A 12,053-nucleotide genomic window follows, 5' to 3' on the forward strand; every position below is an offset into this window, starting at 1 on the left:
TTCAGGTCCAGGGCGTGCTTGACTTCGGGCAATGCCTGCAGCTTCGCGAGGGCATCCTCGAACTCCTGCCGGGTCCAGGCATCCTCAACGCCGCGGGGGATGCGCACGCCGGCCCTTTGCAGATAGGCCTTGTTCGCCCAAATCGCCAGGCCCGAGTCGAAGGTGCCGAGCGCGTAGATCTTGCCGTCGGGCGGGTAAGTCCCCTGGGCAACGATCGAGGGGAGCAGGTCCGCCCGGAGCTCGTCGCTGATGAACGGGTCGAGCGGCCGGAGGTAGCCCGACCACACGTAGTTGGCCATGAAGGGCCCGTCGAAGTCCAGCAGGTCGGGAAGCTGGCCCGCCAGGGCGGCAGCGTTCACCTGGTCGTTGTAGCTCCCTTCGGGCAGCTCAACCGCCTTGACGAAGACCTCGTCCTGCATGGCGTTGAACTCCCGGACCTGGGCGTTCAGCACGGCTCGTTCCTCGCCCTTACCCGAGTGGAACCACACCTCGATGCTGACCGGGGCCGCCTGGGCCACCGTCACGAAGCCCACCAGGACGGTGACGAGCAGGGCCAAGGCCACCGCCGGGGCCCGTGCGCTGCGGGTCCTTCTCGCGAGAAACATGAGCGTCTCCCCTCCCATTGGGCAATGGGCTTCGAAGCCCTGTCCTCTCCTGACCTCCATCTTGCACGACTGAAAGCTGTACCACGGGTCGCCAGACGACAACACAGCCGCACACCGGGTCCCCTATCGCCGGTTACCGCTCTCACCCCCCTCCAGGGCCAGCTCCCATCTGGCGGAGGTTCAAATCCAGGGGCGGGTCTGAATCACGTACTCCTTCTGGCTCTCCAGCACCAGGGTGGCGGCACCGAGAACGCCGGCATTCTCGCCCAGAAGCGCCGGAACCAGCTGGAACCGCACCTCGGGAACGAGCCGGCTGCGCTGGGCCAGCTCCCGGGCCGGGCCGAGAAACGCCTCGCCGAGAGCTATCAACTCGCCACCTACGACCACCATCTCGGGGTCGAAGGTGTTGATCAGCAGGTCGGTGGCGAAGCCGAGATACTCCCCGAACTCTCGCGCAAGCCGCCGCGCGCGGGAGTCTCCCCATGAAAGCGCCTGGAGCACGCCGTCGAAGCCGATCTGCGGATCCGAGAACAGCGCCGCCGCTCGATCGAGGAACGCCTCGTTGGAGAGGAACTTGCCGATGCATCCCCGGTTGCCGCATTCGCACAGTGGCCCCGACCGGTCGACCACGATGTGCCCCAGCTCGCCGGCGTGGCGATTGGTGCCCGCGTACAGCCGCCCGTTGAGGATGACGCCGGCGCCGATGCCTCGGGCCACGACCTTGAGGTAGACGACGTTGTCGACCCAGCGGGCGGCGCCGCGGCTGTGCTCGCCCCAGGCGGCCGCCTTCACGTCCCGCTCGACCAGGGTCCTGAGCCCGGTGTGCTCCTGGAGAAGGCTGCCAAGGGGGAGTTCTCGCCACCCCAGGTTGGGGGAGTGCCGAACGGTTCCGGTCTCGGGATCGACGACCCCGGGCGTGGCCACGCCCAGGCCCACCAACCGCTCCCGGGTGACGTCAGGGGCGGTGAGCAGCTCATCCAGAAACGAGAGGATCGGCTGGATGGGCACCATGCCGCCGGACGACCGGACCGGCGCCACCTGGCGGTGACGGATGCGGCCAAAGACGTCGGTGACCACGCCGATGAGCTGGTGGGGCGTGATCTCGAGCCCGGCCGCCACGGCGGCGTCCGGGGCGAGCTCAAGGAGGACCGGCTTGCGGCCGCCGCTGGAGGCGCCCAGGCCGGTCTCTCGGACGTACCCCCGCTTCAACAGGTCCTCGACGATCACGGAGACGGTTGACTGGCTGAGGCCGGTGGCGCGAGCCAGATCGGTGCGGGAAAGGGGCTGCGCCCGCAGGAGGGCGTCGACGACCAGGGAGCGGTTCATCTCCCGGGCCATAGCCGGGTTACCGGTGCGCGGCCCGGGGTTCATCGCGCCTTGTCGTTCTTCCATCGGGTATCGAAGCATATGGACTCCCTCCCGACCGTCGGACGGCGTGTGAACGGACGCCCGTTCCCCACCGGGCGCCTCAGGCCGCCGGATTTCTCCTGAAAAGGTCTCGTACGGCGTCCGGCGCTTCGGGGCAGAGCCGAGCCCTACCAAAGCGCCGGGCACGACTTCGCCACGATAGCGCTTTCGCTACGGGCGAAGTTCCTTCGACCCACGAAGGAAGTGCCCGACACAAAACGCCTCACCGAACGCATCCTCATCGTAGGTGCCAACGCCGGCCGCTGTCAAGCCCGCGCCTTGCCTCAAAAGAAAGGTACTCGAAATGGGGTCGTTGCCTCAAAAGCAAAAGGTACTCGAACAGGCCCAACGCCCTGCGCCCGGAAAGGACCGGCATAGCATGACGCCGAAGGGGGCAGCGCCTGGGCCACCACTTCACCGGATCACCCGGCGGAGCGCCACGAGGTCGTTCTGGCCCGATCGCCCTTCGCGGCGCTGGAGCCCTGGAGCTATGAATACGAACGGGACTGGACCATCGACGACACGGCAGGCTACCTCTATTCCACGTCATACGCCTCCCGGCGCCTGCTCGGGAGCCAGGTCGAGCGCTTCGAGTCGGAGTTGCGGCGCCGACTTCTGATGGTGCAACCCTCGGGCCAGTTCAGGTTTGACGTCATCGTCTCCGCCCTGCTCGCAATCAAGCCCTAACCATCCCGGAAAGAACAGAGAGGAAGATTGTGGAGGCTCCCTATACTCCAGGGAGGGTGGACGTCCGGTGCAGCTCCTGGAAAGGATCTTCGCTGAACTCAACCCCAAGCCCGTCACCTCGGATGAGTTGCTGTACGAGCACATGCCGTCCCAATCGTTCGAATCGCTCCCAATTCTGTACGTACCGTTCAACCCGGACGACCGGAGTCACTGGGCGGACCGAGGGGCCATCCTCGATTTCGCGGCGGTCGTCGGAGGCGGCCGCATCCTGGACTTTGGGCCCGGAGACGGCTGGCCTTCTCTCCTCGTGGCGCCGTTTGTCCGGAGCGTCACCGGAGTGGATGCCTCCCGTCGCCGGGTGAACGTTTGCCAGGCAAATGCCCGCCGCCTCGGAATCGTTAACGCGCAGTTCGTTCACGTGGTGGCGGGGGCGGCACTCCCATTCCCGGATGCCAGCTTCGACGGTGCAACGGCCGCTTCGTCAATCGAGCAGTCGCCCGACCCACGGGCCGCATTGCGAGAACTCTACCGGGTGCTGCGCCCCGGGGCGCGGCTCCGCATCTCCTATGAATCTCTTGACCGCTATCGAGGCGGGCGGGAGCGCGAGCTTTACGTGTGGGCGCCTTCAGAGGAGACGACCCACATGGTTCTCTACGACCGCCAGATCGAGCGTGAGACCGTGGTGCACCTCGGCCTGCGGCTCCAGGCCCCGCCTGAAGAGGTTTCCCGCATCCTGTTCCCCGGCGATCGAATCGCGCCGCTAGCTACCTCGGCCGCCGGCACCACCCTGCCGGTGGACCGCCTCACCGAGGAAGGGTGGGAACGAATTCGGCCGATCGTCGCCGAGGCGGTTACCTGCACCCTGGTTCAGCCCGGGTGCCGCACGCTCACGAGATGGCTTGCGGAGGCTGGGTTCCACACCGTAACCCCCACGCACAGCGGCAGGGCGTTCGCCGCCCGGGTGTTCGACGAACTTCCCCCCGCCTCCCGCCCCCGCAGACTGGCAGACATAGACGCGTTCCTCGGCCCGTCCGTGCGCGCCGTGGTTCGCATGGAAGCCCCAGAATACCTTGACACCCCTATAACGGCGGTCAAGTGAGGGGGTGGGGTCGTGCATTTCCTCGTCATCGGCGGTACGAGGTTCATCGGGCCTCACGTGGTGGCCCGGCTCACTGCGTCCGGTCATAAGGTGACGGTCTTCCACCGGGGGCAGGCCGAGTCGGTGCTGCCAGGTGGCGTCGAACATATCCACGGGGACCGGCGGGAGTTACCCGGGTTCAGGCCTGTGTTTGAGAAGCTGGCGCCCGACGCCGTCATCGACATGGTGCCGCTGACGGAGCCGGATGCACGCTCGGTGGTGCTTACCTTCAAAGGGCTTGCGCGCCGGCTCGTGGCGGTGAGCAGCCAGGACGTTTACCGCGCCTACGGGCGGTTGCGCCATCTGGAGCCCGGACCCCCCGACCCCGTTCCGCTCAGAGAGGAGGCCCCGCTTCGCGAGCGGCTTTTCCCCTATCGCGGCTCGGGCGGCCGCCTTGAGGATTACGAGAAGATCCTGGTCGAGCGGGTGGTCATGGGTCAACCCGACCTTCCGGGAACGGTATTGCGCCTACCCATGGTGTACGGACCGGGTGACTACCAGCACCGCCTGTTTGACTACCTGAAACGCATGGACGACGGGCGGCCGTTCATCCTCCTCGAGCGGGACGAAGCCCGGTGGCGTTGGACGAGGGGCTACGTGGAAGATATCGCCGCCGCCATCGCGCTTGCCGCGGTCAGCGACCGCGCCGCTGGCAGGATATACAACGTCGGTGAACCCACCGCGCTCACCCTGGCCGAATGGGTGACCCGCATTGGCAGGGTCGCCGGATGGACTGGCCGTGTCGTCACTCTCCCCCGGGAGAGAATGCCCGCCCACCTCCTGCTCCACATCGACCCATCGCAGGATCTTGTGGCAGACACGAGCCGGATCCGGGTCGAACTCGGCTACTCAGAGAGCGTGTCACAGGATGAGGCGTTGCGTCGCACCGTGGACTGGGAGCGGGCGCATCCTCCGGCCCAGATTGACCCTTCCCACTTTGACTACGCCGCCGAGGACGCGGTCGTCCGTGCGATCTGACGACCCGGTTCCGCCCCGGGTGCATGGCGAACGGTGCTCGCTCGGGCGACGTGCCGGCCCTGGCCATGAAGGAGCGGCCGGGCGGCGCAGGAGTCAACATCTCCTGCGGCCTGGCCCGGTTCGGAGTTTGGTGTATCGTCGGGAGCAGGGCGGGCAACGACGAGGCGGAGCGCCGTCTCGTCGAACACCTGGCCACGTCGAGGGTTGAACCCTCGTTCGTCCGGGTGGGCGGCACCGCGGGCACGGTCATCTCGGTGGGCGGCCGGGGGGCGACTGGGGGTCGATGCTGGTGGCCGCCTCCGCTGGCCTAACAACCCAGCGACCGGGCCAGCAGAACCGCGGCGCGCTGACGCCAGCCCGAGCACGATGTTGATCATGCCTGCCGGCAGGTCGGTCACCCTGACGTGGGCCCCCGGTCGGTCCAGATCCTTCCAGCTCGCCCCAGGTCCACGACGCTCCCCGTCAAAGCCGCGGCGCGCAGGGAGAGGAAAGCCGAGCTCCCGAGAGTACCGTGCCTGCGCCGCGGCCCGGTCCGCCGGATATATGTGACTGGCGCCGGTTGGTGATAGGCAGTGTTTTTCCCCCATGCAGCAGGAACCAAGAACAGCAGGTCGAATGACACAGGCCATATATAGGACAGTGTCCCAAGCTATGGAACGCGCTTCACACGGACAGAACCGGTCGCTATTACGGGCAGCGGCGCTCCTCGATGCGCTGAACGTAGCCGGCAAGCCCGTCGGCGTACGCGAGCTGGCTCGGCGTCTGGGTATGCCTTCCAGCACGGTGCACCGGCTGTTGCTGGCCCTGGAGTCCATCGGTCTCGTCCAACGGCAGGGCCCGCCGGGATCGTACGCGCTCGGCTACAAGACCCTGCAGTGGGGGAGTGGTTACCTCCGCCAGATAGACCTGCGCCGTTACGCACTTCCGTACATGAGTCGCCTGAGGGAAGTCACGGGAGAGACGGTGGGCTTGAGCGTGCGGGTCGGCCGAACCCGGATCTACCTGGAACAGCTCGAGAGCCCCCACGATATCCGCATGACGGTTGAGGTGGGTCGACCCTACCCCCTTGTCGCCGGAGCCCCCGGCAAGTTGCTGCTGGCCTACGCTCCCGAGGAGGTGGTGACGGAGTTATTGCGAGAAGCGGATCGGAACGGCGTGCTCCGGGAAGAACTCGCGGCCATTCGGTCGAGCGGATACGGGCTGGCGGGCGGAGAGGTCGTGCCAGGCTCATGCACCGTTGCAGTTCCGATACGGGACCACACCGGATCCGTAGCCGCAGCGCTCAGCATCTCCGGCCCCGACAGCCGGTGGACGCGAGAACGCGCTATGCAAGAGCTTCCGCGACTTCAGCAGGCCGCCGCGGAGATCTCCCGGATGCTGGGGTACGTGCCTCAGTCCGCCTCGGCCGCATCCCATGCCGGTTCCGCTTCGCCATGCCCTACGGAACGCAGCGAGGGGATCACGTCGGACGAACCCGGACCATTCTAAACATCCGGCCTTTCTGAAAGGACGAGGAGGGCTCCGTCATGTTTCGGCGCAGCATCGCGTTGGGCATCGTGCTGGTTTTCTTTGTTGTCGCCGTGTCGGCGTTGGGATGGGCGGCCTCGCCATCGGGCACTGTCCGATGGTCCTACCGCCTGACCCCGGAGGATATCGTTTTTACCAAGGGGAAGTTCGCCGAGCGCTACGGCGTTACGGTGCAGTCGGTCCTGTTCGCCACCGGGATTGAGGCCCGAGACGCCCTCATTGCCGGCGCCATCGACGTCGCCGAGCTGGGTGTCTCTCCCGCCGTGACCGCGCTGGCCCGGGCCGGGCGCAACCTGGTGATCATCGCAGGCGACGAATACGGTGGCGGCAAGTATCGGGTGGTCGTGCCCAAGGGCTCTCCCATCAAGACCGTGGATGAACTTCGAGGCAAGAAGGTGGCCATCAAGGTCGGCTCCGGCAACTACACCGCCTTCTTGCAGTGGGTCCAGTCGCGGGGTTACAACATCAAGGACTTCCAGATCGTGGATGTCGGCGATGCGGACGCCGTTGCCGCGATGGAGTCGCGGTCGGTCGACGCGGTCATTTACTGGGAGCCCATTCCCGCCATTCTCGTGGCAAAAGGCATTGCCAGGGAGATCTTCGACTTTGAAGGATACGTGACCAACCCGGTGTGGGTCGTGGCACGCCGCGAGTGGGTCGAGAAAAACCCGGATCTGGTCGCTCGATTTCTCGCCGGCTGGATTGAGGCCCTGGCCTTCATGACTGAGAAACCGGCCGAGGCAGCCGAAATCATCTCGAAGGCACTGGCCGAACGGGGTATCGACATCCCCGCGACCGCCTATACGCAGGCTCTCAAGCACGACCGTTACGAACCGTGGCTGCACCCGTTCCTCATTCGTGACACCATTGAGGTTCACCGCTTCCTGGTCAGGGAGAACAGGGCTCCGGCCAACATCGACTGGAAGGTGGCGTTCGACCCGAGGCCCCTCGCGCAAGCCATGCAGCTAGTGGTCGAGCGCGCCCTCACCGAACAGTGAAGAGCCTCGGAGGACGGCTGGCATGAGCACTGTTCGGGAACAGATGGGAACGGGGGTGGGGGCGGTCCGTCCCGGATGGCCCCTGCCCCTGACGCTGGGACGCCGGGCCGTGCGCTTCATTGGGCCGATTCTCACACTGGCTGTGATCTGGGAGGCCCTCGCCCGGCTCCAGCTTGTCAGCTCCGTGCTATTTCCCCCTCCCTCTCGGGTGGTCGCCACTGTCATTCAGATGGCCGGCCCACAGGGCGGCTACATCCTGTGGAGCCACATGGCCCTGAGCCTTTACCGGTTGGGGGTAGGGTTTCTGCTGGCCGCGGCGGTCGCAGTGCCTTTTGGCACGCTCGTGGGAATGTCACCGCGTGCGCACGCCTTCTTTTCCCCCATCCTCAGCATCCTGATCCCGATTCCCAGCCTGGCCTGGGTGCCGATCGCGATCCTGTGGCTGGGCATCGGTAACGCGACACCCATCTTCATCGTCTTCTTTACGGCCATCTTCCCCATCATTTACAACGCTGCGATGGGCGTGCGTTCCGTGGATCAAAAGCATCTCTGGGCAGCTCGTATCATGGGTGCCAACACCCGGCAGCTCTTCTTCGGCGTGATCCTGCCAGCAGGCCTCGGGCACCTCATCACCGGCCTCAAACTGGGACTCTCTTCAGGTTGGCGGGCCCTGGTAGCCGCAGAGATGCTGGCCGCGACAGCCTATGGCCTGGGTCTGATGATTTTCGAAGCGCGCACCTTTCTGCAGGTTGAGGTGATGTACGCCGGCATCTTCGTCCTGGCCATCCTGGGTTTTCTCCTTGAAAACCTCCTTTTCGGGACACTTGAGGTTCGCACGTTGCAGCGGTGGGGCCTCGTCCGGGGAATGGAGTAGATGGAGTAGACGGTATGGGCGTTGCCAAGATTGTCGCCGAGCGCGTAAGCAAGACATTCGTCAGCCCCCACGATGGGCGCCAGGTAGTCGCCCTCAGGAACCTCGACCTCGAAATCCACGCTGGGGAGTGCGCCGTCCTCCTGGGCCCCAGCGGGTGCGGTAAGAGCACGTTTCTTTACATGGTCGCGGGCTTTGAGCGACCCATCTCGGGACGGCTCCGGCTGGACGGGCGGGACATCCAGGGGCCGGGGCCTGATCGGGGTATCGTCTTCCAGGAATACGTTCTGTTTCCCTGGAAGACCGTCCTGGGTAACGTCCGTTTCGGGCTCGACATCGCCGGGGTGCCCTTGAAGGAGGGCAACCGGCGAGCTATGGAGTACATTCACCTCGTCGGGCTGGCCGGGTTTGAAAACGCCTACCCCCACACCCTCTCAGGCGGTATGAAGCAGCGGGTTGCCATTGCCCGGGCGCTTGCCTACGACCCCGACGTCTTGCTCATGGACGAGCCGTTCGGGGCTCTGGATGCCCAGACCCGTAGCCTTCTGATCCGGGATCTGGTACGGATTCATCAAGAGACCCACAAGACCATTCTTTTCGTCACCCACAGTGTGCAGGAGGCGGTAAGCCTCGCCGACCGCATCTTCCTCTTCTCAGCCCGTCCCGCCTCGGTCAAGGAAGTCTTCGCCATCGACTTCTCGAGACCCCGCAACCTGTATGCGCCGGAGCTGGTGCGGCTGCAGGAGAAGATCTTTCAAAGCCTCTCGGTCGAAGTAAACCAGATGATGGTACAACAAGCCTGCTGACTTACGACGGAGGAGGCACTTCGGCTATATGGGAGCCCAATTGGACGCAGCAGAACGCGCGCGCTGGTATGGATATGCCACGATCTCGCCCTCAGGCCCGGTGCAGGCTGGCAGTTACGGAACGTGGACCATCACTTACACTGTCGGCCGCTACGGCGTCGACAGCGGCGGCCGGTTGAAGGTAGCCTGGCGCCTCGCCAGCGACTGGGGCCGCCCGCAGTCGCTCGACCCCAAAGGGGACGACTACGTGACGGTTGAGGTACGAGGCGACGCCAGGGCATCCGTATCATACGATCCCAAGGGTCACCTGCGTCCCTGGTTTCACACCCTCGTCGTCCGGATTTACGACGGGTCGTTGAAGGAGGGCGACCAGGTTCTCATCATACTGGGCGACCGCCGGCGCGGCAGCAAGGGGTCACGGGCCCAGACGTTCTGTGAACGGAAGTTTGAGTTCAAGGTTCTGGTGGAATCGTTCGAGACGGGCATCTTCGTCGAGGTGCCCGGCCACACCACCCTCGAGGTGGTCAGCGGTCCCCCGGCACGCCTGGTGCTCCAGGCCCCTTCCGAAGTGGAGCCCGGGAAAGCATTCGAGGTGCTGGTGCGGGCCGAGGATCGGTGGGGCAATCCGGCAGCAGGCTTTTCCGGCGTCGTGACCGTAGAAGGCGCCGGAGGACTTAGCTTACCATGCTGGTTCGGCCCGGCCGACGGAGGGGTGCGCCGGCTATCGGGCGTCGTGCTGCTCGAACTTGGCGTATGGCGCCTTCGGGCAAGGGCGGACGGGGGGCTGGCTGCGGAGAGCAACCCGATTCTCTGCCGGGTGCGCCAGAGCCCGTTTCGACTCTTCTGGGGCGACATCCACGGGCAGAGCGAGGAGACGGTCGGCACGGGCAGTGTGGAGGATTACTTCCGCTTTGCCAGGGACGTGGCGGGATTGGACTTTGCGGCCCATGCGGCCAATGACTTTCAGGTGACCCGGCCGTTCTGGAATCGGCTTTGCCAGCAGGTGAGGGCCTTTTACGCGCCTGGCCGGTTTGTAACTTTCCACGGGTACGAGTGGTCCGGCACGACCCCGGCAGGCGGCGATCACAACGTCTATTTCCTCGGCGACGACCCGGAGCTTCACCGTTCGAGCCACTGGCAGGTCGAGGACCGCTCCGACGTGGACAGTGACCGCTATCCGCTGTCGGAGCTGCTCAAGACGTTCCACGGGCGGCACGACGTGATGGTGATCCCCCACGTCGGCGGTCGGCACGCCAACCTGGACTTCTTCGACCCGACCCTGGAGCCGGTGGTGGAGGTCTGTTCCACCCACGGCCACTTCGAGTGGCTGCTGCAGGATGCGCTGGCCCGGGGCTACCGGGTGGGGGCCATCGGAGGAAGCGACGATCACACGGGCCGCCCGGGGGCCAGCGCCGCCACCGCCGACGAATTTGCGGTGCGGGGCGGGCTTGCGGCGGTCTACGCCCGGGAGCTGACCCGGGAAGGCATCTGGGAGGCGTTGAGAGCGCGGCGCTGCTATGCGACCACGGGCGCCCGGATCGTCCTGTCGCTGATGGCCGACGGGCACTGGATGGGAGAAGAGTACACCACCTCCCGCCCGCCCCGGCTGGAGGTGGCCGTGATGGGTACGGCACCTGTCGAGAGGGTCGATCTGGTGCGGGACGGCCTCACGCTGGCCAACGTGGTCTCGGCACCGGTAGACGCCGGCCGCCCGGTGCGGATCCGGGTGGCGTGGGGTGGCGCCCGGGTGCGCGGGCGGGGACGCCAAACCAACTGGGACGGCCAGCTGCGGATCGAGGACGGGCGGCTGGTCGGCGTCAGCTCGTTTGCCTTCGACTGCCCGCTGCACGGGGTGCTCGAGTGGGACGAGAGCCACGCTCGCTGGCGCTCCATGACGGCGGGGGACTTCGACGGCCTCGAACTCCTTATAGAGGGAGACGATGCGACGTGGCTGCACTTCGAGGCCGCGCCCGTTTCCTTCGATTGCCGGCTGGGGGAGATCGATCGCCATCCCCGCCGGTGGGAGGCCGGAGGCGTCGACCAGCACGTGAGCATCTGGCGCGCTGCATCGGCACCTCCCAAAGACGTGACGGCAGAGTTCGTCGACCACGAGGTGCCGGACGGGGTCCACGCTTACTACGCGAGGGTCGTTCAAGTCGACGGCGAGATGGCCTGGAGCAGCCCGGTGTTCGTGACGGTGCGAAAGGAGAGCGCGTGAGTTGGTGGAACCGACCGGCCCGTCATGGCCGAGCTGATCGGGTTTTTAATGACAACAGGTGACCTTACGAAAAAGGGTGGCACGGTGTAAAGGATACGGGTGGCCGGCATCCCCCTATGGCGGGGCGGGCCAGCCTGATCGGAGCCTGCCACCTGCAGGACGGTACGCGCCGGCAGCCTGGTGTGGGTGTCCGGGCTGACACCCCTCGCCGGCGTCATCTAGCACGCCCCGACAAACGGAGCGGCAGAGCGAAGCCTGCCTTGATCGCATCCGCGAGACGCTGGAGCAGGCCGGGTTGGGCCTGGAGAGCGTGGGCCGTGCGACGGTTTACCTGGCCCGGGCTCACGACTTTGAGGCCACGAACGCGGCCTACCGCCACCGGGCCCCGGCCGATCCGCCCGCCCGCACCTCGGTGGTCAAGGCCCTCGTGGTGCTCGGTAGTCTGGTCGAGATCGAGGTGGTGGCGACCGCCAGCCCGCCTCAGCAGCCCGCCGAGACCGCTCGCCCCTGACCGCCCTAAGCTGTCACTTCCCGCCGGACAGGAGCCTCCTTGCCCAGTACGGCGGCGTAGAAAGCGGCCACCGTCGCCGGCTCTTCGGCGAGCGCCTCGAGCGGGAAAAGCAGCATGTCGCGCTGCCCCACCCGTACCCACAGCGGGCGGCCCTGCTCGTCCTTCCCCTTCACCTCGGCCTCCCGCACCTCCAGTACGAGCGGTGTCTGGGTGAACGGGTCGGGCCCCTTCGGCAGCTCCAGTTGCCCACCGTCCCAGGCGAGCACCTGCGGCGCACGTTCAGCCAGGTTGAACCGGTTGTGTGGCT

General features: G+C 66.1%; 11 protein-coding genes and 1 pseudogene. 9 read left to right on the forward strand and 3 right to left on the reverse strand.

The genetic code is table 11. The features are described from left to right. On the reverse strand, positions 1–605 hold a 605-nt coding region (locus AB1609_06435), incomplete at its 3' end, for an extracellular solute-binding protein (protein MEW6046102.1). A gap of 180 nt (positions 606–785) precedes the next feature. Beyond that, positions 786–2,012 carry an ROK family transcriptional regulator gene (locus AB1609_06440; protein ID MEW6046103.1) on the reverse strand — a complete coding sequence of 409 codons (1,227 nt, stop codon included), beginning with the start codon at positions 2,010–2,012 and terminating at the stop codon, positions 786–788. 754 nt (positions 2,013–2,766) lie between these two features. On the opposite strand from AB1609_06440, the gene AB1609_06445 reads away from it, so the two are divergent. The 9 genes and pseudogenes from AB1609_06445 (at position 2,767) to AB1609_06485 (ending at position 11,746) form a co-directional block, all read left to right on the forward strand. Continuing rightward, positions 2,767–3,798 (forward strand): class I SAM-dependent methyltransferase, encoded by a 1,032-nt coding sequence (locus tag AB1609_06445; GenBank protein ID MEW6046104.1) that lies wholly within the window; start codon positions 2,767–2,769, stop codon positions 3,796–3,798. Between the two features lie 12 nt (positions 3,799–3,810). Further along, positions 3,811–4,815 carry an NAD-dependent epimerase/dehydratase family protein gene (locus tag AB1609_06450; protein MEW6046105.1) on the forward strand — a complete coding sequence of 335 codons (1,005 nt, stop codon included), beginning with the start codon at positions 3,811–3,813 and terminating at the stop codon, positions 4,813–4,815. Between the two features lie 23 nt (positions 4,816–4,838). Then, complete coding sequence (locus AB1609_06455; GenBank protein MEW6046106.1) at positions 4,839–5,126, forward strand: PfkB family carbohydrate kinase; 288 nt, start codon at positions 4,839–4,841, stop codon at positions 5,124–5,126. A 340-nt stretch (positions 5,127–5,466) separates the two neighbouring features. Then, positions 5,467–6,303: an IclR family transcriptional regulator gene (locus AB1609_06460; protein MEW6046107.1), complete on the forward strand. Its 837-nt coding sequence runs from the start codon at positions 5,467–5,469 to the stop codon at positions 6,301–6,303. Between the two features lie 38 nt (positions 6,304–6,341). Continuing rightward, entirely contained in the window at positions 6,342–7,340 is a 999-nt protein-coding gene (locus AB1609_06465) for an ABC transporter substrate-binding protein (GenBank protein ID MEW6046108.1), read from the forward strand. A 22-nt stretch (positions 7,341–7,362) separates the two neighbouring features. Continuing rightward, on the forward strand, positions 7,363–8,214 hold the full coding sequence (locus AB1609_06470) for an ABC transporter permease (GenBank protein MEW6046109.1): 852 nt from the start codon (positions 7,363–7,365) through the stop codon (positions 8,212–8,214). A 14-nt stretch (positions 8,215–8,228) separates the two neighbouring features. Continuing rightward, complete coding sequence (locus tag AB1609_06475; protein ID MEW6046110.1) at positions 8,229–9,017, forward strand: ABC transporter ATP-binding protein; 789 nt, start codon at positions 8,229–8,231, stop codon at positions 9,015–9,017. A gap of 28 nt (positions 9,018–9,045) precedes the next feature. Then, a complete protein-coding gene (locus tag AB1609_06480) occupies positions 9,046–11,235 on the forward strand; it encodes a DUF3604 domain-containing protein (protein MEW6046111.1) in 2,190 nt (729 codons plus the stop codon). 241 nt (positions 11,236–11,476) lie between these two features. Continuing rightward, positions 11,477–11,746 (forward strand): annotated as a pseudogene (locus AB1609_06485) (RidA family protein). Between the two features lie 5 nt (positions 11,747–11,751). On the opposite strand, the gene AB1609_06490 reads toward AB1609_06485, so the two are convergent. Next, the coding region (locus AB1609_06490) for a hypothetical protein (protein MEW6046112.1) at positions 11,752–12,053 on the reverse strand (302 nt) is incomplete at its 5' end.

The organism is Bacillota bacterium (genome assembly GCA_040754675.1).
GTDB lineage: Bacteria > Bacillota > Limnochordia > Limnochordales > Geochordaceae > Geochorda.

Bases quoted from the DNA above. Each gene is read 5' to 3' on its own strand.
- AB1609_06440 (MEW6046103.1), bottom strand. From the start codon at position 2,012: ATGCTTCGATACCCGATGGAAGAACGACAAGGCGCGATGAACCCCGGG.
- AB1609_06455 (MEW6046106.1), top strand. From the start codon at position 4,839: ATGGCGAACGGTGCTCGCTCGGGCGACGTGCCGGCCCTGGCCATGAAG.
- AB1609_06460 (MEW6046107.1), top strand. From the start codon at position 5,467: ATGGAACGCGCTTCACACGGACAGAACCGGTCGCTATTACGGGCAGCG.
- AB1609_06465 (MEW6046108.1), top strand. From the start codon at position 6,342: ATGTTTCGGCGCAGCATCGCGTTGGGCATCGTGCTGGTTTTCTTTGTT.
- AB1609_06470 (MEW6046109.1), top strand. From the start codon at position 7,363: ATGAGCACTGTTCGGGAACAGATGGGAACGGGGGTGGGGGCGGTCCGT.
- AB1609_06475 (MEW6046110.1), top strand. From the start codon at position 8,229: ATGGGCGTTGCCAAGATTGTCGCCGAGCGCGTAAGCAAGACATTCGTC.
- AB1609_06480 (MEW6046111.1), top strand. From the start codon at position 9,046: ATGGGAGCCCAATTGGACGCAGCAGAACGCGCGCGCTGGTATGGATAT.